At 40.5% G+C, this 24,220-nt stretch carries 33 protein-coding genes and 8 pseudogenes; 31 read left to right on the top strand and 10 right to left on the bottom strand.

Features of this window, described 5'->3' with window-relative positions; all coding sequences use genetic code 11:
• Positions 1 to 43: 43 nt before the first annotated feature.
• The 19 genes and pseudogenes from KUH03_RS16820 (at position 44) to KUH03_RS16730 (ending at position 12,305) form a co-directional block, all read left to right on the top strand.
• A complete protein-coding gene (locus KUH03_RS16820) occupies positions 44 to 709 on the top strand; it encodes a hypothetical protein (RefSeq protein WP_257094982.1) in 666 nt (221 codons plus the stop codon).
• Positions 679 to 918, top strand: a complete 240-nt coding sequence (locus KUH03_RS16815; RefSeq protein ID WP_257094980.1) for a TonB-dependent receptor — start codon at positions 679 to 681, stop codon at positions 916 to 918. The genes KUH03_RS16820 and KUH03_RS16815 overlap by 31 nt, the downstream gene beginning before the upstream one ends.
• Positions 919 to 1,063: 145 nt before the next feature.
• Positions 1,064 to 1,513, top strand: a complete 450-nt coding sequence (locus tag KUH03_RS16810; protein WP_257094978.1) for a TonB-dependent receptor — start codon at positions 1,064 to 1,066, stop codon at positions 1,511 to 1,513.
• Entirely contained in the window at positions 1,501 to 1,941 is a 441-nt protein-coding gene (locus KUH03_RS16805) for a hypothetical protein (RefSeq protein WP_257094976.1), read from the top strand. Before KUH03_RS16810 ends, KUH03_RS16805 begins: the two co-directional genes overlap by 13 nt.
• A 145-nt stretch (positions 1,942 to 2,086) precedes the next feature.
• A complete protein-coding gene (locus tag KUH03_RS16800) occupies positions 2,087 to 2,626 on the top strand; it encodes a RagB/SusD family nutrient uptake outer membrane protein (protein ID WP_257094975.1) in 540 nt (179 codons plus the stop codon).
• Complete coding sequence (locus tag KUH03_RS16795; RefSeq protein ID WP_257094974.1) at positions 2,614 to 3,504, top strand: RagB/SusD family nutrient uptake outer membrane protein; 891 nt, start codon at positions 2,614 to 2,616, stop codon at positions 3,502 to 3,504. Before KUH03_RS16800 ends, KUH03_RS16795 begins: the two co-directional genes overlap by 13 nt.
• A 35-nt stretch (positions 3,505 to 3,539) precedes the next feature.
• Positions 3,540 to 4,484, top strand: a complete 945-nt coding sequence (locus KUH03_RS16790) for a hypothetical protein (protein WP_257094973.1) — start codon at positions 3,540 to 3,542, stop codon at positions 4,482 to 4,484.
• A 106-nt stretch (positions 4,485 to 4,590) separates the two neighbouring features.
• The gene (locus tag KUH03_RS16785) at positions 4,591 to 5,010 is read left to right on the top strand and encodes a glycoside hydrolase family 30 beta sandwich domain-containing protein (protein WP_257094971.1); all 420 of its coding nucleotides are present in this window, start codon (positions 4,591 to 4,593) and stop codon (positions 5,008 to 5,010) included.
• A gap of 115 nt (positions 5,011 to 5,125) precedes the next feature.
• A complete protein-coding gene (locus KUH03_RS16780; RefSeq protein WP_257094969.1) occupies positions 5,126 to 6,355 on the top strand; it encodes a DUF5125 domain-containing protein in 1,230 nt (409 codons plus the stop codon).
• 109 nt (positions 6,356 to 6,464) lie between these two features.
• Positions 6,465 to 6,839, top strand: coding sequence for a hypothetical protein (locus KUH03_RS16775; protein ID WP_257094967.1), 375 nt, complete (start codon positions 6,465 to 6,467; stop codon positions 6,837 to 6,839).
• A gap of 367 nt (positions 6,840 to 7,206) precedes the next feature.
• Entirely contained in the window at positions 7,207 to 8,181 is a 975-nt protein-coding gene (locus KUH03_RS16770; protein ID WP_257094965.1) for a FixH family protein, read from the top strand.
• A 12-nt stretch (positions 8,182 to 8,193) separates the two neighbouring features.
• Positions 8,194 to 9,486: a hypothetical protein gene (locus KUH03_RS16765; RefSeq protein ID WP_257094963.1), complete on the top strand. Its 1,293-nt coding sequence runs from the start codon at positions 8,194 to 8,196 to the stop codon at positions 9,484 to 9,486.
• Positions 9,414 to 9,686, top strand: a pseudogene (locus KUH03_RS16760) (TonB-dependent receptor domain-containing protein); the annotation flags it as partial. The gene KUH03_RS16765 and the pseudogene KUH03_RS16760, both read left to right, overlap by 73 nt.
• Positions 9,687 to 9,923, top strand: coding sequence for a hypothetical protein (locus KUH03_RS16755; protein WP_257094961.1), 237 nt, complete (start codon positions 9,687 to 9,689; stop codon positions 9,921 to 9,923). It begins immediately after the preceding pseudogene.
• A gap of 41 nt (positions 9,924 to 9,964) precedes the next feature.
• Complete coding sequence (locus KUH03_RS16750) at positions 9,965 to 10,213, top strand: TonB-dependent receptor (RefSeq protein WP_257094959.1); 249 nt, start codon at positions 9,965 to 9,967, stop codon at positions 10,211 to 10,213.
• A 31-nt stretch (positions 10,214 to 10,244) separates the two neighbouring features.
• Positions 10,245 to 10,586: an MbnP family protein gene (locus tag KUH03_RS16745; RefSeq protein ID WP_257094957.1), complete on the top strand. Its 342-nt coding sequence runs from the start codon at positions 10,245 to 10,247 to the stop codon at positions 10,584 to 10,586.
• Between the two features lie 67 nt (positions 10,587 to 10,653).
• Positions 10,654 to 11,055 (top strand): MbnP family protein, encoded by a 402-nt coding sequence (locus tag KUH03_RS16740; protein WP_257094955.1) that lies wholly within the window; start codon positions 10,654 to 10,656, stop codon positions 11,053 to 11,055.
• Between the two features lie 228 nt (positions 11,056 to 11,283).
• Positions 11,284 to 11,828 (top strand): annotated as a pseudogene (locus tag KUH03_RS16735) (cytochrome-c peroxidase); the annotation flags it as partial.
• Between the two features lie 15 nt (positions 11,829 to 11,843).
• Positions 11,844 to 12,305: a cytochrome-c peroxidase gene (locus KUH03_RS16730; protein WP_257094942.1), complete on the top strand. Its 462-nt coding sequence runs from the start codon at positions 11,844 to 11,846 to the stop codon at positions 12,303 to 12,305.
• 48 nt (positions 12,306 to 12,353) lie between these two features.
• On the opposite strand, the gene KUH03_RS16725 is transcribed toward KUH03_RS16730, so the two are convergent.
• The 6 genes and pseudogenes from KUH03_RS16725 to KUH03_RS16695 all read right to left on the bottom strand — a co-directional run bounded on the left by KUH03_RS16725 (position 12,354) and on the right by KUH03_RS16695 (position 15,273).
• Entirely contained in the window at positions 12,354 to 12,485 is a 132-nt protein-coding gene (locus KUH03_RS16725; RefSeq protein ID WP_257098122.1) for a hypothetical protein, read from the bottom strand.
• Entirely contained in the window at positions 12,440 to 12,667 is a 228-nt protein-coding gene (locus tag KUH03_RS16720) for a dihydropteroate synthase (RefSeq protein WP_257094939.1), read from the bottom strand. Before KUH03_RS16720 ends, KUH03_RS16725 begins: the two co-directional genes overlap by 46 nt.
• A pseudogene (gene folP, locus KUH03_RS48680) lies at positions 12,652 to 13,112 on the bottom strand (dihydropteroate synthase). Before folP ends, KUH03_RS16720 begins: the two are co-directional and overlap by 16 nt.
• 77 nt (positions 13,113 to 13,189) lie before the next feature.
• Entirely contained in the window at positions 13,190 to 13,663 is a 474-nt protein-coding gene (locus KUH03_RS16705; protein WP_257094935.1) for a DUF4920 domain-containing protein, read from the bottom strand.
• A gap of 185 nt (positions 13,664 to 13,848) precedes the next feature.
• Positions 13,849 to 14,426, bottom strand: a pseudogene (locus KUH03_RS16700) (L-threonylcarbamoyladenylate synthase).
• 29 nt (positions 14,427 to 14,455) lie between these two features.
• Positions 14,456 to 15,273: pseudogene (locus tag KUH03_RS16695) on the bottom strand (2,3,4,5-tetrahydropyridine-2,6-dicarboxylate N-succinyltransferase).
• Between the two features lie 175 nt (positions 15,274 to 15,448).
• Here KUH03_RS16695 and KUH03_RS16690 point away from each other — a divergent pair.
• The 12 genes and pseudogenes from KUH03_RS16690 (at position 15,449) to KUH03_RS16625 (ending at position 22,314) form a co-directional block, all read left to right on the top strand.
• Positions 15,449 to 15,858, top strand: a pseudogene (locus KUH03_RS16690) (RNA-binding S4 domain-containing protein).
• Between the two features lie 101 nt (positions 15,859 to 15,959).
• A complete protein-coding gene (locus KUH03_RS16685) occupies positions 15,960 to 16,292 on the top strand; it encodes a carboxypeptidase-like regulatory domain-containing protein (RefSeq protein WP_257094925.1) in 333 nt (110 codons plus the stop codon).
• A gap of 127 nt (positions 16,293 to 16,419) precedes the next feature.
• Positions 16,420 to 16,533 (top strand): hypothetical protein, encoded by a 114-nt coding sequence (locus KUH03_RS16680; RefSeq protein WP_257094923.1) that lies wholly within the window; start codon positions 16,420 to 16,422, stop codon positions 16,531 to 16,533.
• A complete protein-coding gene (locus KUH03_RS16675; protein ID WP_306429755.1) occupies positions 16,521 to 16,724 on the top strand; it encodes a TonB-dependent receptor plug domain-containing protein in 204 nt (67 codons plus the stop codon). The genes KUH03_RS16680 and KUH03_RS16675 overlap by 13 nt, the downstream gene beginning before the upstream one ends.
• Before the next feature lie 2 nt (positions 16,725 to 16,726).
• A complete protein-coding gene (locus tag KUH03_RS16670) occupies positions 16,727 to 17,593 on the top strand; it encodes a hypothetical protein (RefSeq protein ID WP_257094922.1) in 867 nt (288 codons plus the stop codon).
• On the top strand, positions 17,590 to 18,258 hold the full coding sequence (locus tag KUH03_RS16665; protein ID WP_257094920.1) for a TonB-dependent receptor: 669 nt from the start codon (positions 17,590 to 17,592) through the stop codon (positions 18,256 to 18,258). Before KUH03_RS16670 ends, KUH03_RS16665 begins: the two co-directional genes overlap by 4 nt.
• Before the next feature lie 239 nt (positions 18,259 to 18,497).
• On the top strand, positions 18,498 to 18,932 hold the full coding sequence (locus KUH03_RS16660; RefSeq protein ID WP_257094918.1) for a hypothetical protein: 435 nt from the start codon (positions 18,498 to 18,500) through the stop codon (positions 18,930 to 18,932).
• Positions 18,933 to 19,094: 162 nt separating this feature from the next.
• The gene (locus tag KUH03_RS16655) at positions 19,095 to 20,408 is read left to right on the top strand and encodes a RagB/SusD family nutrient uptake outer membrane protein (RefSeq protein WP_257094916.1); all 1,314 of its coding nucleotides are present in this window, start codon (positions 19,095 to 19,097) and stop codon (positions 20,406 to 20,408) included.
• A 16-nt stretch (positions 20,409 to 20,424) separates the two neighbouring features.
• Entirely contained in the window at positions 20,425 to 20,523 is a 99-nt protein-coding gene (locus KUH03_RS46085; protein WP_306429754.1) for a RagB/SusD family nutrient uptake outer membrane protein, read from the top strand.
• A gap of 156 nt (positions 20,524 to 20,679) precedes the next feature.
• Positions 20,680 to 21,580, top strand: a pseudogene (locus KUH03_RS48675) (isoaspartyl peptidase/L-asparaginase family protein).
• A 28-nt stretch (positions 21,581 to 21,608) separates the two neighbouring features.
• Positions 21,609 to 21,938: a hypothetical protein gene (locus KUH03_RS16630; RefSeq protein ID WP_257094912.1), complete on the top strand. Its 330-nt coding sequence runs from the start codon at positions 21,609 to 21,611 to the stop codon at positions 21,936 to 21,938.
• Between the two features lie 31 nt (positions 21,939 to 21,969).
• Positions 21,970 to 22,314, top strand: a complete 345-nt coding sequence (locus tag KUH03_RS16625) for a cyanophycinase (protein WP_257094911.1) — start codon at positions 21,970 to 21,972, stop codon at positions 22,312 to 22,314.
• A gap of 133 nt (positions 22,315 to 22,447) precedes the next feature.
• Here the strand turns inward: KUH03_RS16625 and ytxJ are convergent, their stop codons facing one another.
• The 4 genes and pseudogenes from ytxJ to ribH all read right to left on the bottom strand — a co-directional run bounded on the left by ytxJ (position 22,448) and on the right by ribH (position 24,156).
• A complete protein-coding gene (ytxJ, locus tag KUH03_RS16620) occupies positions 22,448 to 22,777 on the bottom strand; it encodes a bacillithiol system redox-active protein YtxJ (protein WP_208642623.1) in 330 nt (109 codons plus the stop codon).
• Positions 22,778 to 22,782: 5 nt separating this feature from the next.
• On the bottom strand, positions 22,783 to 23,133 hold the full coding sequence (locus tag KUH03_RS16615) for a hypothetical protein (RefSeq protein ID WP_257094909.1): 351 nt from the start codon (positions 23,131 to 23,133) through the stop codon (positions 22,783 to 22,785).
• An 8-nt stretch (positions 23,134 to 23,141) separates the two neighbouring features.
• Positions 23,142 to 23,522, bottom strand: coding sequence for a hypothetical protein (locus tag KUH03_RS16610; RefSeq protein ID WP_257094907.1), 381 nt, complete (start codon positions 23,520 to 23,522; stop codon positions 23,142 to 23,144).
• Between the two features lie 146 nt (positions 23,523 to 23,668).
• A pseudogene (gene ribH, locus KUH03_RS16605) lies at positions 23,669 to 24,156 on the bottom strand (6,7-dimethyl-8-ribityllumazine synthase).
• Between the last annotated feature and the right edge of the window lie 64 nt (positions 24,157 to 24,220).

Here is a 24,220-nt window from a genome sequence, read left to right as displayed (position 1 = left end):
TTATAACTTCAAAGCGAATATAGATAATCAAGTAAAAAGATGGATGAAGGTTAATGCCAATTTATCTTATGCGGATTACAATACCAACGGGATTATCTCGGGCAATGGATCTAATCGTGGCGGAGTGGTTACTTCGATCATTAATACGCCAACTTATGCGCCAATATGGGATCGTCTGTTTCCTGATCGGTACAATACCAATTTCAATGGGCTAAATATAAACAGCCCTTTAGAAAATCTCGAACGAACCAAGAATAACAATAATCGGGAGAATAGATTATTGGCAACAGGAAGTGTATTGATATCTTTTATGCCCAATTTAACCTGGAAGTCCTCTTTTTCAATGGACAGACGATCGGGTGTACTGACTACGTTTTTAGATCCCTGGATTACGCAACAGGGTAGAAATCAATTTGGAGAGGCATCTGACGCTCGCAACACAAACACGGTATTGACTTGGGATAATGTGCTGACTTACAGCAGAAGTTTTGGAAAACATAGCTTGGAGGCAATGGCAGGGTCATCCTGGACAGATTCCAAATACTCCAATAGTTATATTTATGGTTCCAATTATGCTAATGGTATCATACAGACGCTCAATGCGGCAAACAAGATTTCATGGAATGGAACTGGGTCGGGGCATCCAATTGGGCCATCCTATCCTATTTTGCCCGTGCGATGTACAATTACGATGGAAAATATCTTGTAACAGCAAATATGCGTGCGGATGGATCATCAAAATTAAGCCCTTCTGGTCGATGGGGATATTTCCCTTCGGTATCGGCAGCCTGGCGTTTATCTGCCGAGGATTTTATGAAGGACGTGGATTGGATCAATGACTTTAAAATACGCGGGGATGGGGCCAGACCGGGAATCAATCCGGATTGGGGGACTATTCTTATCTTTCATTCAATGTGATTCAGCGTTTACCTTGGTTTGAAGACAAATATCAATATTCTCCGCCAAATATTGGGAATTCGACCACCTTGCGAGCGACAGATTTAAAATGGGAAACAACGACCCAAGCGAACGTGGGGATTGATTTTCTACATTAAATAATCGATTGAACCTGACTTTAGATTACTACCATAAAAAAACAACAGATATGTTGATGGAAGTGAGCTTGCCTACAGGGTCTTCTTCGGCTAGCACAATTAAACGGAATGAGGGCGAGATGACCAATAAAGGATTTGAGATTGGGATCAACTCCAAGAATCTCACAGGCGATTTTACATGGAATACGGATTTCAATATCTCGTTTAATAAGAACCGTCTGGATAAGCTTGTTTTTACAAAAATCTACAATGATGCGGTTACAAATAATCTAGTCAATGCAACAGTCGTTAGAAATGAACCTGGAAGGCCTTTAGGTGGATTTTATGGTTATATCTCCGATGGTGTAAATCCGGAGACGGGTGAATTGATCTATAGAGATCTGAATGGTGACGGTAAAACTTCTCCTCTGATCTCACTTATATCGGAGACCCCAATCCAAAATTTGTGTACGGATTGACAAATAGTTTTTCTTGGAAAAATTTTGACTTAAGTATATTTCTGCAGGGCACTTACGGTAATGATATTTTCAATGCGAGCAGAATGGAAACGGAGGGGATGTATGATGGTCGTAACCAAACGACAGTTGTACTCGATCGCTGGCGTGTTCCCGGACAGATTACACATGTGCCCAAAGCAGGTTTTGATATCAAAAATTCATCTTATTTTGTGGAAGATGGAAGCTATTTGCGTGTGAAAAATATTTCATTGGGTTATTCTATCGCACCTGAACGTTTGAAAAAGATTGGAATTCAGAAGATTCAGCCTTATTTTTCAGCAAGCAACCTATTTACGCTAACTAAATATTCAGGCATGGATCCGGAGGTAAACCAGTGGGGAACTCGGGAAGAGTACAAGGTCTCGATTGGGGACATATCCACAAAATAGATCTTTTGTACTTGGTGTAAATGTTGAATTTTAATTGAATTGTGATGAAAAAACAAATATTAAATACGTTTTACCTTTGTTCATAACAGGCTTGTTGCTGGCATCTTGCTCGCTAAATCGTGATCCTCTGGACAGCTATACAGATGTGAGTCAAGGTAAAACTGAAAATGGAACACAAATCGTCTTTAAGAACAGAAGCGAGGTTGATAATTTTCTTTCCGGGATATACCAACAGATGCGAGATCGGCAAGAGCATTGGTACCTTGATTTATTGCTGATTGGCGATTCGCATGCTGACAATGCGTACGCAGGAACAACAGGTGCGGAAGTTGTACCATTTGAGAATAATTCCATTGAGGGATCCAATTCGGTTGTTGATCGAGATTGGGCACGTTATCTGGAAGATATTGCGCGGGCCAACCGTTTAATAATCAATGTCGATAGTGTTGCGGATAAATCGATTAGTGACGCTGACATCAAAGTCTACAAGGCGCAGGGTAAAATCTTTCGGGCGCTGGCGATGTTTGATATGGTGCGCATATTCGGATCCATTCCAGTAATTACAACACAAGGAAAAGATATTACCGCGGAAAATATCGAAGCGGTATACCCAGAGTATTTCCCAAGCAAGCAACTGAAGAGGAAGCGCATAAACAGATTGAGAAGGATCTTTTGGAAGCCCTAGTTGATGCCCCGGTCAATAACAATGCAAATAAAACTTTGTTTACAAAGTCTGTAGCCCGAGCTATGTTGGTAAAGCTATATGCTGAGAAACCGCTTAGAGATTATAATAAAGTGATTCAGTATGCAGATGCATTGGCTGGAGATGGATTTGATTTGAACCCTAATTATGGAGATTTATATGAAGTGAACGCGGCCAAGACCGATTTAGCACAACGAAATACAAAAGAATCAATTTTAGAGGCGCAGTTTATGCCTGGGTCTGGAAACTGGGCGACTTGGATGTTTGGTCGCGACCTATCCAATTACGACAATGCATTTACCTGGGCCAAATGGGTCACACCATCGCGTGATTTGATACAGGCATATACGAATGAGGCAGACCAAATTCGGATGGAGCAAGCGATTGTTTACTATACAACAACCTGGAGCAACTACTACCCTTCGAGCCACTATCCTTTTATGTTTAAATTGCGTTCGGGCATGAGCAGTATCGTCAAGCTACGGTATGCCGATATTTTATTGCTAAAGGCTGAAGCCATGATTCAATTGGGGTCAAATCTTTCCGGTGCAGCTGACATTATTGATAAGATCCGTACACGTGTAAAATTGCCCAAATTACCTGCGGGAATTCGGTCGAATAAAGATGCTTTATTGGAAGCATATCTGAAAGAACGTCGTCTGGAATTAGCCTTCGAGGGGCAGCGTTGGTTTGATCTAGTTCGTTTGGATAAGGTGGAAACTGTCATGAATGCGGTGTATGCGAAGGACTCAGGAAGAAAGGCACAGGTATATCCGTTTACAAAGAATTCCTACCGTCTGCCGATTCCACAGCCTAAAATTGACCAGAATCCTAACTTAGTTCAGAATCCAGGATACTAATTATTTTAATTTTTATGAAACGTAATAATAACACTATGATATATACATTCTTGTTGTCCTGTTTGATCACGGCAACATCTTGTAACCGTGATAGCTTCACACCCTCACAAGGTGATGATATCAAAAAATCTGGCGATGTCACTATTGTGATGACGAATACAAACCGGGCCTATGATCTGACAAAAAAATATGTCGATTTTAGTACAAAGTTTAATATGTCGCCCAACACAATTACCTTAAATCCTGCTCAGAAGTTTCAGACAATGGACGGATTTGGTGCGGCTATTACTGGTTCTACCTGTTATAATCTAATGAAAATGAGTAAGGAGGATCGGACGAAATTTCTTACAGAAACTTTCTCCGATAAGGACGGTATGGGTATGAGCTATATTCGTATTGCTATCGGATGTTCAGATTTTTCATTGAGCGAGTATACGTGTTGGGACAAAGAAGGAAAGGAAAATTTTGGATTGCAGTCCGAAGAAACACAATATGTCATTCCCGTGTTGAAAGAAATACTGGCCATCAATCCAAACGTCAAAATCATGGGTTCACCATGGACTCCGCCAAAATGGATGAAGGTCAATAATCTGACAGATTTAAAACCTTTCGATTCTTGGACTAGCGGTCAGTTAAATCCAAAATACTATCAGGATTATGGTTGGTATTTTGTACAATGGCTTCAAGCAATGAAGAAGGAGGGCATTAATATTTATTCAATTACTGTTCAAAATGAACCATTGAATCGAAAAATTCAGCTTCAATGTACATGTCATGGCAAGAGCAACAAGCATTTATTAAACAATCTCTTGGTCCACAGCTCAAGGCTGCAAGTATTGCGACAAAGATCTACGCATTTGACCATAACTATAATTACGATAATATGGCCGATCAGGAAGATTACCCTATTAAAATCTATAATGACGCCGGAGCGGCTTCCTTTATTGCTGGAGCGGCTTATCACAACTATGGGGAGATAAAGCCGAGCTAATTGATATTCATAATCAACGTCCGGATAAGGAGCTGGTCTTTACAGAGACATCGATCGGCGAATGGAATGACGGGCGTAACCTTAATAAGCGTTTGATGGAAGATATGCGCGAAGTAGCGTTGGGAACGGTCAATAACTGGAGCAAGGGAGTTATTGTTTGGAATTTGATGTTGGATACTGATAAGGGGCCGAATCGTGAAGGTGGTTGTCAAACCTGTTATGGTGCTGTCGATATTAGCAAATCAAATTATAAGAGCATCACGCGCAATTCGCATTATTATATTGTAGGACATCTGTCATCTGTAGTTAAATCCGGAGCGACACGAATTGGCGCTACAGGATATACAGCAGAAGGGCTGGTTTATAGTGCCTTTCAAAATACAGATGGTACCTACGCTATGGTGTTGTTAAATGAATCGAATGATAACCGGAAAATTACGCTGGCAGATGGTAAAAATCATTTTAGCTACGAGGTGCCCGCAAATTCAGTCGTCTCTTATCGTTGGAAAAACTAAATAACGGGATTATGAAAAGATATCTCATCAATATACTATTGGGGACAATAGTTATGGTAAGTTCTTGTAAAAGGATGAAAAATATGTCTATCAAATTGGTGATCCCAAAATTGAATTGAAATCAGCTATTTCTGCTGCTCATTTTGGGGATAGTATCATATTTAATATTCGTGTATCGGATAGTGAAGTCGCGTTATCAACACTGAAAGCTCAATTATATTTTACGGATGACAAGGTTGCCGAGGTGACAATTCGCACAAAGGAGAATGGCGACTATAGCGGAAAAATTTACGTCCCTTTTTTGAAAGACATTCCAGACGGGAAAGCTACGATTAAGTTTGTTTTGCAGAATATTAGTCAGAAAAAAACCGAACAATCCTTTGATATAGACTTAAGCCGTCCGGATTTTCCTTATCTCACTTTGGTTACCGAATCAAAGTCCTATCGGATGGAGAAAACAGGTCGAAATCAATATGCGGCCAAAGAGAATTTCCCCTTTTCTGTAAAAGGATATATTCAAGCGCCAAAGGTTGGTGAGCAGGGAAATAGCATGAATTTTGGATGGGTCAATAATGCCGTTACGCTCGGATCCACATTGGATATTCCTTTCTCAAATTCGACCTCTGGTGTGTATAGTATCGCATTGAATACGTTGACTTATCAAGCATCACCATTTATTGTCGCTTATGCAATCGATGGGACAGTATTTAGTCGTGTTGATGATACACATTTCAAGGCGGAACTGAATATGATCAAGGGTAATGCGGTCACGGTAGATGGTATCGAGGATCTAAAAGATTGGTGGATTGACCCCGATTTCTTCAGCCAATCAGCTGACGGGGCCATTACTTTTAATGGTGTTAACGGAAAATACCGGATTACAGCTGACTTCGCATTGAAGTACTTTGTCGTTGAAGCAATGGCCGGAAATGATCTTGCCAAATTGCAGGAAGATGGAACTGGAGCCGTGTGGATTATTGGAGAAGGTGTTGGAAAACCCAAAGTATCCAGTAATCAGGTGGGCTGGAATACTGATAAAGCACTTTGTTTAGCACCATTGGGTAATAAAAAGTACCAAATTACATTAAAGGCCGCCGAGTCTATCAACACCGATAATATCAATTTTAAGTTTTTCCATCAGAAAGGCTGGGGTGGAGAATTTGGCGGTGCGGATGTGACAACGTCGAACGATCTGATTTTTATTGGTGATGGTAAAAATGGGCGTGATTCCGGAAACCTGGGTGTCAAAACAGGTAAAACCTTGGAAGCTGGAAAAACCTATTTATTCACGCTGGATTTAACTGCCGGTAATAAAAAAGCAGTGCTTACAGTTGTACCAAAATAATCTGTTTTTGATTTTTCAGTCCCCAGGTAAAACCTTACCTGGGGACTTTATTGTTCCTATTGAATTTGTTTAATCAAGGATTCATTTATATATTTGCCGAACTCACAAGATGAAAGCTAGACAGTTCATATGGATTTTATTGCCTTTGATGCTCCTCCAGAGCTTCTCAACAGTATGGCTGTGGTCCATTTTTGAGCTCAATCGAGATTACATTGCACGCTACGAATGTATCAACCGTTTCAATGAGAACGCCCTTTCATGTAGAGGACAATGTATCCTAATGAAAAAAATGCGTGAACACGAAGAAAAGGAGCAAAAGAACCTTGAATCACGTATTATCGATGTCGTTTTTATCAATAACTCCCAGAATTTTGACTTTAAGGTCTCTTCTTTATTTCAAGAAGATGTAGCGGAACGCTCGTTCCTGAATACAACGAAAATTATTCTTACAGACCTATTTTTACCATTTTCCATCCTCCATTAGTTTAAATCCATTTTAAGGAATCATCATGAGTTTTTTGTTGTTCACGTAGAGCGACAAATAGTTTCTCGTGGTCACCTCATCCTGTTTAAGGAATAGTTTATTCCGATAAAACTATCATGATTTATTCAATCTTATAAGGAAATGAATAACTGAGCAAAGCGAGCCTATGAATGCCGCTGAAAACATATGCTCGATGAATAAATCTGATCGCTTCGTCACAACTGAATAAAAAATTAAACGGATGAAAACTTTATTTGAACAGGTTATCGGCGTTTTAGATGTCGGGTTCCAGTTAATTTAGAAGATTCTACGAATAGGATATGTATTGTTATTCCCTTTTTGTAGGGCATACCTTTCTATTGTCATTTTGTTGTCTTCTAACTATGCTTTGCCCTATACTAAGATTAGCCTCCTGTTAACTAAGCTAAGATGGTATTTTTATGAAGGTAAGTATATTGATAAAAACAATAGTTTTTATGTTGCTATAACATGCGTATTTCTCGAGTCATGTACAAAGGGAAAAACAAATTATGAAGCCGAAAGAGGAGAAGTGGTGGAAGAAGGTGTTGAATTTAAAGAGGTTACAAACTTTGTAAGCACTCGTTACACGATTAGCATCGAGGCGTTGAATGGCGTATTGTATCGCGGTTATAATGATATCCGCGTGAGAATCAAGAACACGCAAACGAATACTCCTGTGGAAGTGTCCAGCGTTACATTTTTGCCAATTCAGACTGCTGTTTCAGGAGAGAAAAGATCATGTCCAAATCAGTATAATTTCAGTTATAAATCGGACGATAAGTATTTCTCGGGGTATACCGTTTTTACCAGCGAAAGTGGTGCGGAGGGCAGTTGGGAAATCAATGTCAATTTTACAGTTGGCAGTCAAAATTTCTCTGTGATAAAAGAAGTATTGGTCCGACAACAAACCAATAAAAATCTGAATATGACTATGTTCACAGGGAAAGATGATGAGCAATATGTCATAGCATTGGTCTCTCCAAAGAAACCTAGTGTTGCTGAAAATAAATTGATCGCTGGTATCTATAAATTGAATAAGCCACTTGATTCTTCATCGAAGGGCATCGCTGATCAATTGCAGTTTTCCTATTCGCAAGTCGATCGTTATATACTGAAGTTAGACCCACGTATGCCTGAACCATCTATGGGCAATCACTCGTCTCCTAATAATAAAGATTTGATACAGGAAGCGGATGGTTTATATCACGGTATTGTGAATTATACAATGACCGGCAACTGGACGTTAAATTTCATTTTGTTGAATCCAGATGGAAAAGTAATCCGTGGTACCGAGGTGCCAAAGGATTTTACACCGGGGTAGAGGGCCGTAAAAGTGAGTTGTACCTTGATATCCTATTCTAAGAGTTATGAAGAAACTAAGTATTATTCTTTTTATTCTTTCTCTTGGATTGAAAGTACATGGGCAAAGCATCTCCGTAAAAAGAGATACAACGAGACGTTTGGGGAAGTCAATGTTGAAGCGGCGATCAAGCGAAAGATTGAAAGTGACATGAAAATGGCCGTCTCGGTCGATGAATTTTTGGCTTCATCAGACAATATCAGCTTTATCAAACGTGGGGCCTACGCATGGGAACCCTTACTGAATAACATGAGTACTGAGCGTTCCACAATCACAATTGATGGTATGCATATTTTTGGTGCCTGCACAGATAAGATGGACCCTATAACTTCCTACGTGGAAACGAACAACCTTTCTTCCATTGATATTAAATCTGGGCAAGAAGGGAATATGCATGGCGCGACAGTGGCTGGAAGTATTGATCTCAAAAGGAGAAGTACGCCTTTTGGTCTGCAACAAAAAGTAGGCGGTGCGTATCAGACAGGTTTTGAGTTTAACAATAAAAAAGCGTTTAACCTTGGAAATCTATTCTATTCAACCGACAACTTCGTTGCTGATGGTAGTATTGCCTTTCGTAAAGCCGGTAATTATTATGACGGAAACAACAAGGAAGTACTACACTCGCAATATAATAAACTGAATGCATCATTGGGTCTAGCCTATAAGACAAGTCCACTTTCTGCCATCAGGGTTGATGCGATATTTGATCGGGCAAAAGATGTTGGCTTTCCGGCTTTACCAATGGATCTATGGTTATCACGGGCGATTATTACATCAGCATCCTATAAACAATTGTTTGAGGAAGGGTTGGTAAAAGTGTGGGATACCAAAGTTTATTTCAATGCCGTGGAGCACTATATGGATGATACGACACGGCCGGAGAATTTGGTACATATGGATATGCCCGGATGGAGTACAACCTATGGATTGGTGTCAAAAATAAATTTAAAGAAAGACCGATATTCTTCAGAAGTACAGCTAAATGCTTATGATAATCTTTCAATAGCGGAAATGCGGATGTACCCACAGGATCGATCCAAACAGACCATGTTTGCCTATAGTTGGCCTTGGGTAACAACCCGTTTTGCGAGTATTGCAATGAATAATTCCTGGGAGATTTCAGATCGGAGTAAAGTGAACTTGGGTGGATCGTTGGGCTGGAACTATAATTATTCTAAATATGTGGAGTTTAACTGGATTTTTCATCCGGGAGCACCGCAAAAAAGAATAGATGGCTTCCAGGACTACATGCCAGTTACGAGTTAAACTTAAATCAGTTTGATATTTCTGTCGGAACAGGGTTTGGACATCGTGCACCTTCCGTTTCCGAAGCCTATGGCTATTATATCTACAATAGCTTTGATCGCTACGATTACATCGGAAACCCTGATCTCAAAAATGAGATTTCTTATGAGGTTAACGCCAGTGTTGGCTTCAAAACGGAAAAGCTAAGTATATCCGCAAAAGTGAACTACTTCTACATCGACAATTATATCATCGGACGGATTTTGAGTTTAGGGAGTCCAATGAATTATCAATCCGTTGGTGTGAAGGGTTATACATCTTTAAAGTATGGGACGCTGTTTAATACAGCGATGAGCATAGATTATAAAGTCCTGGATAACCTGCATTGGAAAGCGGTGATAACCTACGCCAGAGGTAAGGACGACGAAGAGGGAATCTACCTTTTATACGCCCGTTGAGCTATCAGACATCCCTGCATTATAACTATAAACGAATAGGCTTGCGGACGTCATTAAATGGAGATTTTACACAGACAAATTATAGCCCAGCCTATGGTGAAGATCAAACCGCTTCCTACAAAATATGGAATTTATCTGCCGATTATAGTTTCAGCCTCGGCAAGTTTAAACCTGTCTTTCAGGTTGGCGCCGAGAACCTGTTGAATGAATATTATAGTACCTATGCGGATTGGGGAAATATTCCACGAATGGGACGGAATATTTTTACCTCCCTAAAAGTCAATTTCTAAAAAAATCAATCACATTTAAATAATACATACAATGAAAAAATTAACGAACTATCTAATTTTATCTGCTGCTTCATTAATAATGATTTCCTGTAGCAAAAACGATAACAACCCCGTGGCAAATAATATCAGCTTACATTTTAACAATACATTTAAAAATAACACCATTGTCCTTGGAGGAGCTGCATCTACTGATGCTACCGTTAATACATCAGAAAAGGATCAGGTACACCACCTCTCAGAACTTAAGTACGTTGTCAGTAATATTCGACTTGTTAAAACAGATGGAACCGAAATTCCTTACAATGTAAATGACCTGGATAAGGGGCTACTGTGGTTAACCAAAGCAAGCAAGCGAGTTTGGATTATGTATTGACTAATATACCTGTAGGGGAGTATCGTCAGCTCAAATTTGGATTAGGGTAAAGCAAGAAATCAATACATTGGATCAGGTCAGATTTCCGGTATTTTATGCTGCAGCGGGAGCTAATGATACCGACATGATGTGGCAATGGGCAACAGGGTATCGATTTACGAAGATCGAAGGGTTTTATGGTGGTGAAAATAATGCATTTCAGGTCCACACCGGAAGTACGCTGAATGGAGAAGGAGGTAAACCTGAAACATATACGCAGGGCGTGGATGCTTATCGCGATATCACGTTGGATCTAACGACGACTGCTGTTGTGGGAAACAATGCACCTAAAATCACGATCAAAGCTGATTTTGATAAACTCTTAAGTGGAAAAACAAAAGTAATCATAACCTCGAAAAATGCAACAACACCGAGCCTACATAGCAGCATGGCAGCCATGGAAGTGTTTGTAAACAATATTGGGGGATGATAAAGAGGATAAAAGCGGCATGTTTTCTGTGGAGCGTGTCGAAAATAATTAAAGGAAACATAAATTGATAGCAGGGCCATCAGGAACTTAGGCATATACAGATTGGAGTGTCTGTGCTGTTCCAATGATGGCCCTGTCTTAACATAATGTCTAACAGACCCTTTGTTGGTTAATAGGGAACTATGGCGGTATAACACCCCGATTCTTATTTGCAAATCATTTATTCTAATGAAAACAGTAATCTGCGTTTTAAGTGTTTTGTTGATTATGCTATCCTGCAGTAAAAGGGATGTAAACGAATCAATCAAGGAGGATAACCCTGAAATTTTTCTGGAGATACCAGCTGAATTTCCAGCGCTAAATGGCTCCGTAGCACAAAATAGACCTACAAAATATGGTGTTGAATTGGGCGAGAAATTATTCCATGAAAAGAGGTTCAGCGGAAATAATACGATTTCCTGTGCGAGTTGTCACAATCCCAGTCTAGCTTTTTCAGATGGAAAGCAACAGGCTGTCGGAATTTATGAACGGGTGGGACTTCGTAATACCCCGGCAATTCAGAATATGGCATTTATGAAGTTTTATAATTGGGATGGAAATATCCTGCAATTGGAAAAACAACCTCTCGTTCCGATTATAACACATGAAGAAATGAACTCTTCTATTCTTGAGGTGATCGGTAAAATTGCTGTTGATACCGATTATAAAAATTATTTCAAAAAGCATTTGGCGATGCAAGCATAACGGCTGATCGAATTTATCGCAGTATTGCACAATACGAGTATACATTGATCTCTGCCAATAGCAAATATGATCGTGTAAAAAGAAATGAAGGGGAGCGATTTACAGTGGAAGAGGAGAGAGGGTATACTACTTTCAAAAGTAAATGTGCAAGTTGTCATAGTACAGCCCTATTTACTGATCAAAGCTTTAGGAATGTCGGGTTTCCATTGAATCCAAATCCAGAGGAAGTCGGCCGTGGCCGGGTCACTGGGCGTATTGAGGATCAGATGGCATTTCGTGTTCCGTCGTTAAGAAATGCTATGTATACCGCTCCTTATGGGAGTTTTGGTCAATTTCCAACTTTAAGAGCTGTCTTGGATTATTTCGATAAAGGGGTGTTAGCAGCGGAAAATCTCGATCCTATTCTTAAAGAAAATGGTAATCGAATTCCATTATCAGAACAGGAAAAGCAGGATATTATCGCTTTTATAGAAACATTAAGTGATCCAACATTTATTGGGAAGTAAATACAACATACTCCGAGCGATGTTTATACAGATAGTGTGTGCACTGCTCTAATAGAAGAGATCAACAAGCTGTTTCGCTTCTGCGACATCATGGACACGGAGTATCTGTACACCTCTTTCCAAAAGTAGGGTATTTAATGCCGTTGTACCATTGAGTGCTTCTTGGGCCGTAGTACCCAATTTTTGTAGATCATGGATTTACGTGATATGCCACCTAAAATTGGTAGACCAAGATAGTGTAATTCATCGACCCGATAAAGCAGCTCGTAATTTTGATCGATTGTTTTGGCAAAGCCAAACCCGGGATCGAGGATTATATCCTTTACACCCAGATCTCTTAAACGAGCTATACCTTGTCCCAAAAGGTAGCAACATCAGTAACGATGTCGGTATATTCGGTTTGTCCTTGCATGGTTTCTGGAGTTCCACGCATATGCATGAGGATATAAGGCACCTGATATTTGGCTACTGTTGCAAACATCTCCTCATCAAGCGTGCCTCCTGATACGTCATTGACAATATGTACACCCGCGTCAATGGCTTCTGCAGCGACATCCGCCCGGAAGGTGTCTATGGATAAGATCGCTTCTGGAAAGGCGTTTCTGATTGCCAGGATAGGGGAAGCGCTCTGTCCATTTCTTCCTGAGAAGAGATTAATGGCGCGCCGGGACGTGAAGAATAGGCCCCAATATCGAGGATTTGAGCGCCTGCCGTTAAGAGACTACTTGCTTTTTCCAGCGCTTTCTCTACCGTTGTATTATCTCCACCATCAAAAAAGGAATCTGGTGTAACATTGAGAATACCCATAATAACAGGTTTTCAAATGTCATTAGCTTTCCACCTACATGGATGGATGGGGCAGTTGCTGTTTGAAATTTTTCATCTTACGACAAGAACCCCATCAGCAACAATATTAATATCGTTTTTGGCTGAGTAATCTGATTTATTTCGGCTTGAGATTTACCGAGATCTTTTGCGGCATGTTGCAATGAAGCGACTGAAGTTTCTTTCCGCTTGGCTACACCTTCGACAACAACTGTCTTACCGATGATATCTGCGGGCATAAAGAATCCATAATCTTTAAAGCGTACCATGATAGGTTCCTCTCCGTCCCGTTGTAAGGTCATGAAACAGCCTTTCTTTTTGCAGACTTCAACGACTTTGCCTTCAATTTTACCGTTGAAAGTATTCTTGCTACTTAGTTCTTTTTCCAGTTTAGCAACAGAAATCGCTTTATTAGCCTGAATTTCCTTTCCATATTTTACACCCGGTTTCGCTGAAGGAATCTCCTTTTTCTGAGCGTATAATTGCGTACTTACAGCAATTGCCAATGCAAAAAATAAAATGATCTTTTTCATCTGTATAAATTATTTGTTCATCAATCACGCTGCCTTCGACGGTTTCAATTGTGATGAAGCTATCCGCTTAGTCTCCGAGCGCACGGGCTCGGTTTTCATCGTGACTATATGAAAGCTGCATGCAAGATAACTAACACCATTTATTCAATCTACTATGAGTTTGAATACATCATGATGGATTGATATTACTTTCGAATGAATTCAAATTTACCACTTGGGTCCAGCTTCATAATGGTAGACGATTTACCATCAGTCTTCACATGCCTGTCGTATTCGACAATATAGTCTACACCTGCTTTGATCTCTTCAGCTATTTCGTCAAAATCCTTCGCTGTTGGTTCACCACTGATATTTGCTGAAGTAGAGATAATAGGTTTACGGAAACGTTGTAGAAGCTGTTCACAAAAAGGATGTTTGACAATTCGAATGCCAATCGAACCGTCCTCTGCAATGGCATTAGGAGCAAGATTTTTGGCATTCGAATAGACAATTGTCAATGGCTTGTCCGTATATTCAATAAGTTGATAAGCAACATCTGGGATTTCGTTGACATAACTTGCCAATTGGTTGTCGTTATGTAAAAGGACGATCAGACTTTTGGACTTATCTCTTCCTTTCAATTGAAAGATTTTCTCTACGGCATCAGGATTAGTGGCATCACAGCCTATCCCCAGATTGTATCTGTTGGGTATAGAATTAATCCACCTGCTTTTAGCGTTTCCAACGCTTTGTTTAAATCCTCACGATCCACAAATGCACTCATTTTTTATTTTTTTAGTTCTGACCTTGAATTTAGACAGCTACATTGTGCTCACGCAGAGCATCATTTAATGAAGTTTTCTTATCAGTAGATTCTTTACGTTGACCAATGATCAATGCACAAGGAACTTGATACTCGCCAGCGGCGAATTTTTTAGTATAAGATCCAGGGATGACAACCGAACGGGCAGGAACATAACCTTTATATTCTACAGGTTCAGGTCCAGTAACATCAATAATTTTAGTCGATGCAGTCAATACGACATTAGCACCTAATACAGCTTCTTTTTCTACGCGAATTCCTTCAACAACGATCGCTCTTGATCCAATAAATACATTGTCTTCAATGATAACCGGAGCAGCTTGAACTGGCTCAAGTACGCCACCGATACCAACACCACCACTTAAGTGAACGTGTTTACCGATTTGAGCACAGGAACCGACTGTTGCCCATGTATCTACCATGGTACCTTCGTCTACATAAGCACCGATATTAACATAAGAAGGCATCATGATTACCCCTTCGCTAAATAAGCACCTAAACGAGCAGAAGCGCCAGGAACCACACGAACACCCGTGTGTTTGTAATCTGTTTTTAGCTTCATTTTGTCATGGAATACAAAAGGACCTGCTGTCATTTCGCGCATATCGTTGATCGGGAAATACAAGATCACAGCTTTCTTGATCCAGTCATTTACATGCCATCTCGTGCCGATCAATTCCGCTACACGAATTTCACCGCTGTCTAGCTTCATGATCACGGTACGAATCGCTTCTGTATATTCTTTATACTCCAATAATTGTCTATCTTCCCAAGCTTCCTCAATCAATTTTTTAAGTGGCTCTACCATATTATTTGTTTGCTGATTTGAATTTGTTTATTTTGATGTACAAACTTAGATAAAGTTGCATTTAAAAGCAACTTTATCGTTCTCTCCCTGCCATTAAGAAAATAGGCATAGGGGAAATATGTTAATTTTCGGTGGGAATACCACGATAATTTGCTAATATAACTATTTTTGCACTATGGCTGCAGCATCAGAAAAATTGAGAATTGATAAATATTTATGGTCGATAAGATTGTTTAAAACAAGAACTTTGGCAACCGAAGCCTGTAAGGCGGGACGGGTCAAGCTGAATGGTCAAAATATTAAACCTTCTTACGAAGTTAAGATCGGCGATGTCTATCATATCCAAAAAGGAATAGAAAAGAAAGTTGTTAAAGTGATCGGTCTTCTCGAGCGGCGGGTGGATGCAAAACTGCTGTTCAGTTTTATGAAGATCAAACCCCTGTAGAAGAGACTGTAGGCTACAAATCGGTATTTCAGGCACCTGTGCTTAAGCGGGACCGCGGAACGGGAAGACCAACGAAGAAAGATCGTCGTGAAATAGACGATTTGCAAGCTTCAGACTGGTGGGATAAAGAAGATGAATAACGCAAAAAACATTTCATTTCTTCGATAATTATTTGCATTTTAGGTTAGCTAAAGTTATCCATGTTGATACACTTTAACACTGACCAAAAATGTAGATAATTATGAGAGGTAGCATGCACGCACAAGCGCTGATGACACTAGCGCTCACCCTAAACCTAGCACCAACTATTGCCAAGACCGGAAGCAAATCCATCTCATTTGCCAATCATGGAAATTCATTTGTAGTATTTCAACAAACTATTCGAGGAAAAGTCATTGATGAGAAGGGCCAGGGTATAGGAGGCGTTACCGTCAGAAATTCAACGGCAGGAACAACGGCACAGTCTGCCCCAGATGGCAGTTTCAGTATAGCTGCAAAACCGGGGATGAATTGGAGTTCTCCTCCGTGGGCTATGATCGACAGCACAATACTGTCAGTAGTTCTGGGCCGCTAACGATTGTATTGGCAAATAAGAGCACGGTGTTGGAGGATGTGACGGTGACAGGATATACGAATTATTCCAAAAACAGTCCGCCAATGTTTCGACCACAGTAAAAGCAAAAGATCTGGAACAGGTACCTATGGCTTCTGTTGACCAAATGCTACAGGGACGTGTTCCGGGGATGAGTGTAATGGCTAGTTCAGGACAACCGGGTGCCACTGCTTCTGTTGTTATCCGGGGATCGGTTCTATAAATGGTATTTCGGATCCTCTGTATGTAATCGATGGAATTCCTATTGCCACATCGGAACTGAAGAATTTCAGCGCGAATGATTTTGAATCTGTCAATGTATTGCGCGATGCAACAGGAAAATCTTTATACGGATCCAGAGGTTCAAACGGTGTTATTGTTATCACGACAAAAAAGGTAAATCTGGCCAGCTAGCTGTGAATTTTAACTCTCAATATGGTCTTTCCAAACTGACACGGCCAAAATTCCAGATGATGAATACACAGCAACGTTTGCAATTTGAAGAAGAATTGGGGCCCTTTGTCGATCCAGATAACAATGAAGGCATAGGTCCCGGATGGACGTATTCACCTAAAAATCCTGACGTAGCGGGCGGAACTTCAGCTTATAAAGCGCGAGCAGCTCAAATTTTGGATAGTTTGAGAGGGATTAATGTTGACTGGCGTGATTACTTCTTTCGTAACGGAAAGTTTATGGATCAGCAGGTGAATATAAGTGGAGGCGGGGAGCATGTGCGGTTCTATAGCAGTGCGGGATACTATAAACAAGAAGGTGTTGCCATTCGATCTGGTCTTGATCGGTATACTTTGAAAAATAATGTAGATTTTGATAAAGGGAAGCTTTCAGGAGGTGTAAATGTGACCCTTGGGTATACAAATTCGAAATTTACCGAAGGTGTAGGAGCTTCACGTGTCGGATCGTCTATGGCATCGGTTTATTATGCACTACCTTATGAATATCCGTATGCACCGGACGGAACGCTCATTCACTTTGGCAATGAAGACGATTACTTTATTTTGGATCAGCGTGAAGGGAGTGCCGGATTGGAACGTCTGCTCAACTCAAGTAGCTCTTCTGAGTTGTTTAATACCAATGTTGGCCTCAATCTAAATTATCAATTGCTACCGACCTTAAAAGTCCACACGCGATTGGGGATAGACTATAATACGACTACCGGCCAAGATTATATCAATCCCGATTCTTATTATGGATCACGGGATCGAGATCCGACACTTGGGGAAAGGGATTATTCGCAGAAGACAATCTCCGGTCTACCAATGTGATCAGTACCACAGGATTAACCTATCAAAATACTTTTGACGAAAAGCATAATTTGGAGCTCTCGGCTTATTTTGAATATTTATATCGACGTAACCGCGCCTTTGGGTACAAAGGTTACGGTATTGATAGCCGTCTACCGGAAAATCCGAATGGTGTAACTGTAAGTCCGACCTATTTACCAGCCATTTTGGGTGGACGGACCAAATATGCATTGGCTTCGTATATGGCCCTGGGAAGGTATACTTATGACAATCGTTACTCGTTGACGGCAAGTTATCGTTATGATGGCTCTTCCCGTGTAGCGGAGGCGAATCGTTGGCATGGTTTCTATTCCTTCGGTGCCAATTGGAATGTCAAGGAAGAGGAATTCTTGAAGTCCAATGAATTCATACAAGGCCTATCCCTACGGGCTAGTTACGGTACCACGGCCAGTACAATCAATGGTGATTTCAATTACTTAGCAACTTTTAGAAAGGATATTACCTATGGTGGTGAAACAGCCATTCGTCCTTATGATCCCGGAAATCCGAATTATGACTGGGAATATGTGGATGAGTTCAATGCAGGATTTGATCTGGAGCTTTTTCCATCAAAGCGGCTTCGTGTTGCCATGGATTATTATAATAAAATAACCAAGAATATGTTTTTGATCAGCCGATTTCCCTGACATCGGGATTCTTGGATCGTAAACTACCATTGAGCACGGGCAAGATGCGTAATAGGGGAGTGGAGATGAGCTTGTCCGGTGATGTCATAAAGAGGAAAGATTGGGGCTGACTTTAGGGTCAATGCTTCCTATAATAAAAATACTATATTATATCTTTCTGATGCATTGACAGAGGTTTTAGATGGAGATACACGGATTATGCGAGTTGGATTGCCTTATGGAACCTATTATGCGCCAGAGTGGGCGGGGTTAATCCCCAGACTGGCGATGCGCAGTATTATAACCGCGATGGTAGTATAACAACCGAATATGATGAAACTTCACAGGCCGTTACAAAATCTGGCAGTATGTTTCCAAAATGGGTTGGCGGATTTAATACCACTGTCCGCTGGAAAAACCTCTCGTTGGATGCTTTGTTTGCATTTGTTAGTGACGTGCGCCGTTGGAATAACGAGGATTTTTATAATGAGAATTCGAGCTATATGACGAGTAACCAAAGTATACGCATGCTTACTGACCGTTGGAAGCAACCGGGAGATAATGCCATTTTACAACGGATTGATATACCGCGCGAATATACATCCAAAGATATCCAGGATGCTTCTTTCCTCAGGTTGCGGAATGTCAACTTAGTTTATCAGTTTCCAAAACCTTGTTTGGGGATCAAAAGGTAATTAAAGGGGCCCGAATTTTCTTTCAGGGGCAAAATTTATTAACCTGGACGTCCTGGAGGGGCTTGATCCCGAAAATAGTGAAGGGATAAGTCGTTTTAACTATCCAGCTCCGAGAACATATACAGCAGGATTCAGTGTTAATTTTTAAAAAGGACTACGGCAATGAAATCATTTAAAAATATATTAGTAATCGGCCTCTTTACTGTGGGTTTGTCGACTTTCTATTCCTGTAATAAATTAGATCTAAAACCTTCAGATACGATTGATCCCGAAAAGGCTTACCGTAATCTGGATGATATCGATATGGCCATCAAGGGTGCTTACGCTGGTATGACCTATACACTCATTGGAAATAGTGTGGTTGTCTCGGATGAAGCAATTTATCCACTGGAAAACACCGTCGGAAATGTTAGTGCTTATCGTTGGCAATATACCGCCTCAAGTTCATCGGTGACGAGCGCTTTTGGTGAATACTATGTGGTCATCGATCGTGCGAATCGCGCTTTGGCAGGACTGGAAAAATTGGAGAAAGTGGATGCTGATAAGCAAAAGCATTACCAAGGCGAATTGCTTGCCATCCGTGCTTTTGCTCATATTGAGCTTTTGAGAGCTTATGCAGCGGGCTATGAGCCTACAGCATTGGGAATTCCCTATATGTTAAAGTCTGAAATTGGACATCCACCACGCAAAACAGTTGCCGAAGTAATCAGCTTGGCCCAAAAGGACATTAATGAGGCTTTGGGCTTAATTGGAGATGAAGAGGCTATTTACCGTTTTTCTAAGACTGGCTTGTATGCATTGCAGGCAAGAACCGCTTTATATGCAAAAGATTGGACCTTGGCAATTGCTGCTTCATCAAAAGTCATTGCTGCAAAGCCACTGGCTGACCGGACTTCTTTTCCGAAAATATGGTCAGACGAGAGTTCCAATGAAGTGGTGTTTTCATTGCGTAGGACAGCCGCAGATCTACCTAAAGAAGATGATTCTCCAGCTGAAGGACCTATCGGGGCGATGTTTTTTAGGCAGGATGGCGAGATAGCACTTTACACACCTTCAAATAAATTGATTGCTCTATTTGACAAGAATAAAGATATCCGTTTTGGAAGCTATATTCTCGATGATCCCAATCGGGGAGAAGGGAAACAACAGTACCTGATTGGAAAATATTTGGGCCGTAAAGAAGCTGATGCAACAGCTGGTCTCGTGGACGTAAAATTATTTAGAACAGGCGAGATGTACCTGATCCGCGCGGAGGCCAATGCGGAGACAAATAAGCTCAATGAAGCAAATAATGATTTGAACGTGTTGCGGAAAGCGCGAATCCAAGATTATCAAAATCAGGTCTTATCCTCCAAAGACGAATTAATTGATGCTATTTTAGCGGAGCGTTATAAGGAATTGGCATTTGAGGGTCATCGTTTTTTTGATTTAAAAGAAGGAAAATGCCTGTACGTAGAGGAGCCCAAGATGCTATAAATACTGCGGGAGCACTATTGTTGAGTCAACAAAAGCGCAATACAATTTTCCTATTCCCGCAGATGAAATATTTGTCAACAAAAATATGGTGCAAAATCCAGGTTATACAAAATAATAAAATGAAGATACATGCAATGATAGCCATGATTATTGGAAGTGCTGCGGTTGCAGCTTCTTGTAATCACAATGACGGAAAGGAAAAACAAGAAATGACGAAAGAACAATTTGTTCTGGCAATTCATGGCGGAGCTGGGACAATTTTGAAAAAAATATGACTGACTCCATGGAGCAGGCGTATAAAACAGTTTTGGAGCAAGCTTTGAATGAAGGTTACAATCAATTGAAGAAGGGGAATTCCAGTTTAGATGCTGTTGAACAAGCGATTCATGTAATGGAAGATTCTCCTTTGTTTAATGCAGGCAAGGGAGCTGTCTTTACGAATGAGGGAAAAAACGAGTTGGATGCTTCTATCATGGATGGAAAGACATTAGCTGCTGGTGCAGTTGCTGGAGTCACCACCATTAGAAACCCAATTTCCGCAGCGCGTGCGGTCATGGAGAAGTCGGAACATGTGATGATGGTGGGCAAAGGAGCAGAAGAGTTTGCCAAAGAAGCTGGTTTGCAAATCGTTGATCCATCTTATTTTTGGACGAAAATGCGTTGGGATGCCCTGCAAAAATTAAAAAAGAGGATAGTACCAAAACACAGCTGGATCATGATCAGAAACAGAGTTCCCGTTTGGGGATTCTTAATAAGGATTCTAAATTTGGGACAGTGGGTTGTGTCGCATTGGATAATCAGGGGAATTTAGCTGCGGGTACTTCGACTGGTGGGATGACGAACAAAAATTTGGTCGTGTTGGTGATTCACCAATTATTGGTGCAGGGACTTATGCTAATAATGCAACTTGCGCAGTTTCCTGTACCGGTTGGGGTGAGTTTTATATTCGTAATGTAGCCGCATATTCTGTTTCGGCCCTAATGGAATATAAAAATGATAATGTATGGCAAGCCGGTCAAGCTGTCATTGATCGGATTGGCAAAATGGGCGGAGATGGTGGAATGATTGTTATGGATAAAGAAGGTCATGTCGCCATGCCGTTCAATACCGAAGGCATGTATAGGGGCACGGTAACAAAGGAAGGTAAGATAAAAGTAGAAATTTATAAGTAATCAAACGTATAATCTAAGGGAAGCTGTTATGAAAAAGTTGTTGTGTATTATCGCGGTAATCGTTTTGTGTTCTTTCACCAGCCAGAAATCACGCATTTCACCTAAAGGAACATTGTTTGTCATTGGTGGCGGACATAAAGATGAACATCTGATGGAAGCTTTGGTCGAAGCAGCGCAGCTTTCACCAAAGGATTATATAATGATCTTACCGATGGCTTCCACCGTCCCTGATGAGTCTGTAGAGGGTATGGTAAATCAACTCAGGGAAGTGACAAAAATAAGATCACCAGTATTAATTTTTCGAAATCGGATGCTGATGATCAGAAGCTTGTTGATTCGGTACGCCATGCAAAACTGATTTATATTACAGGGGAGATCAAAATCGTTTTATGTCGATCGTAGCACATACAGCATTGTTCGATGCGATTCATGCAGCTTATCAGCAAGGTGCATGTATTGCGGGTACAAGCGCTGGTGCGGCTATTATGAGCGAGACAATGATAACAGGTAATCAATTAAAAGATTCGGTCTATCGAGCTACCTTCAATAGACTGGAACATCAAAATTTAGAGACAGCCAAAGGTCTGGGGCTTATAAAATCTGCGATTATAGATCAGCATTTTGTAAAGAGAAGTCGATATAATCGACTTTTTACTGCCTTAGCGGAGTTCCCTGACAAGACCTGTATCGGGATTGATGAGGAACTGCTATCATCGTTCGACAGAATACCGTAAAAGTGGTTGGGGAATCCCAAGTCATCGTTGCCAGAAATCCACGTGGATTAAAGAAAAATCCAATGGAATGATCACTTGGGATAATCTTACCCTGAGTGCCTATGATGAAGGTAAGACATTTAAAATCAAGTAATTACAGGTATTTTTCAATTTCGTCAAATTGAATATCCCCATGTGAAGCATCGTAAAGGCTGTTTTTGCCTTCGACAATCAGTATCTGTGGCGATTGATGTTCAATATTCCATCGTTGTGCAATTTCATTGGAAAGTGCCCGATAACGCAACAGGTCTAACAGATAAATAGAATAGTCCTGATCAACAGTAGTTGACATCCGTTCCAAACTGCGTTTTGCCATGTTACTGATACCACAGGTTGTGCTGTGTTTGAATATGGCGGACACCTTATCGGATTGATAAAGTTCCTGTAATTGTTCTTCTGTATTTAATTCTATCCAATTAATCATAATAGCTATAATTCTTTAAATTTCTTTTGCTCGACTTGTACAAATGAAGAGATCGAAGAGAATACACAGGTTCTCTTGTCGTTGCTTGCAGCGCTAAATAAACTAGGTAGGCGTATTCCATCACCTATTTCTTTGTATTTGCTTACCTCATAACTGATTTTTTCTGTTTTATCAGTGTATTCATAACGCGTAATCTCACCCGTATTTTGATCGATATAGATTAAACCGTCTAGCTTAGAGCCGAGAACCGGACCTGAAGAGGTAATACTTGCAACTGTTAATTTTTGCCCACCAATAAATCGTTCCTCCTGATTTTTAAACTGCACACTTCTTTGTTCTATCAGCGTGGGTAACAAGAGCAGATTTAGATCCGCAAAAAGTTGATTTTTATGGATTTCTTTATTTCTTGGCCGTCCGTAGATACATTGCCCGCAATAAAAAGCTTATCTGTGCTGCTTCCTTTAAAATTGAATAAATAGGTTACCTGATCAGATCCGCTAAATCCATCGAATCTACATTCTCCTGTTGTACGGTTAAAGAGGAACTTACGTTCTTCATTGGACAACTCTTCCGATACGGTATTACCCTTTGCAGAAAAAGCGAGATACTGTAGGGAATCCCATTTACCTTGGCCACCAATACTGCGCCAGATTTGCTTATTCAGGCTATCGTCTTGAGCAGATAAATGCCCGACAGAAAGAAATGATAGCATAAATACGAAGAGTATGTTCGATAATGTTTTCATAATCATATCTAAAAAAAAAAATCGATTAATAAGATATTATCATACTTTATTAATCGATTTATTTAAAATTAAAGTACTTGTGCGTTTCTATGTTTTGGCCCAGAATACTTTTTCATGATTAAATAATAGACAAAATTGATACCAAACTAGAATCTTTTAGCAATGGCAGCCATTTGTATTGCTGTAATAGCAGCTTCTTCACCCTTATTGCCATGTTTACCACCAGCGCGGTCCAAAGCTTGTTGAAGGTTGTCTGTCGTCAGTACTCCAAAAATAACCGGTTTGTTATACTTCAGTCCTACGTTTGAAACACCATTGGCTACCGCATGACAAATAAAATCGAAATGGCGGGTTTCTCCTGGATTACACAGCCTAGACAGATAACAGCATCAAAGCTTTGATTTCTCAATGCCAGATCTGCTCCGGAGGTCAGCTCGAAGCTTCCTGGAACCTCGATAACTTCGATATTGCCTTCTTTTGCACCATGTTTTTCCAAACCTGAGATAGCACCGTTCAATAGTGCACCAGTAATTTCTGCATTCCACTGTGCAACTACAATTGCAAATTTGAATGGACTCGCATCCGCAACTTGGATATGCGAAAAGTCTGATAGATTTTTAATGCTACTTGCCATAATAGATGCAAAGATAGTGATTTTAGATGGTCACAAAAAGAGGCTATCAAATAGCCTCTTTTTT

Origin of the sequence: Sphingobacterium sp. E70 (assembly GCF_019285695.1) — a bacterium.
GTDB lineage: Bacteria > Bacteroidota > Bacteroidia > Sphingobacteriales > Sphingobacteriaceae > Sphingobacterium > Sphingobacterium detergens.
Note: the sequence above shows the minus strand (reverse complement) of the source record. Positions and strands in the feature narration are given on the sequence as shown.

Bases quoted from the DNA above. Each gene is read 5' to 3' on its own strand.
- KUH03_RS16820 (WP_257094982.1), top strand. From the start codon at position 44: ATGAAGGTTAATGCCAATTTATCTTATGCGGATTACAATACCAACGGG.
- KUH03_RS16815 (WP_257094980.1), top strand. From the start codon at position 679: ATGTACAATTACGATGGAAAATATCTTGTAACAGCAAATATGCGTGCG.
- KUH03_RS16790 (WP_257094973.1), top strand. From the start codon at position 3,540: ATGATATATACATTCTTGTTGTCCTGTTTGATCACGGCAACATCTTGT.
- KUH03_RS16785 (WP_257094971.1), top strand. From the start codon at position 4,591: ATGGAAGATATGCGCGAAGTAGCGTTGGGAACGGTCAATAACTGGAGC.
- KUH03_RS16775 (WP_257094967.1), top strand. From the start codon at position 6,465: ATGAAAGCTAGACAGTTCATATGGATTTTATTGCCTTTGATGCTCCTC.
- KUH03_RS16745 (WP_257094957.1), top strand. From the start codon at position 10,245: ATGAAAAAATTAACGAACTATCTAATTTTATCTGCTGCTTCATTAATA.
- KUH03_RS16705 (WP_257094935.1), bottom strand. From the start codon at position 13,663: ATGAAAAAGATCATTTTATTTTTTGCATTGGCAATTGCTGTAAGTACG.
- KUH03_RS16685 (WP_257094925.1), top strand. From the start codon at position 15,960: ATGAGAGGTAGCATGCACGCACAAGCGCTGATGACACTAGCGCTCACC.
- KUH03_RS16680 (WP_257094923.1), top strand. From the start codon at position 16,420: ATGGCTTCTGTTGACCAAATGCTACAGGGACGTGTTCCGGGGATGAGT.
- KUH03_RS16655 (WP_257094916.1), top strand. From the start codon at position 19,095: ATGAAATCATTTAAAAATATATTAGTAATCGGCCTCTTTACTGTGGGT.
- KUH03_RS16630 (WP_257094912.1), top strand. From the start codon at position 21,609: ATGAAAAAGTTGTTGTGTATTATCGCGGTAATCGTTTTGTGTTCTTTC.
- KUH03_RS16625 (WP_257094911.1), top strand. From the start codon at position 21,970: ATGTCGATCGTAGCACATACAGCATTGTTCGATGCGATTCATGCAGCT.
- ytxJ (WP_208642623.1), bottom strand. From the start codon at position 22,777: ATGATTAATTGGATAGAATTAAATACAGAAGAACAATTACAGGAACTT.
- KUH03_RS16610 (WP_257094907.1), bottom strand. From the start codon at position 23,522: ATGAAAACATTATCGAACATACTCTTCGTATTTATGCTATCATTTCTT.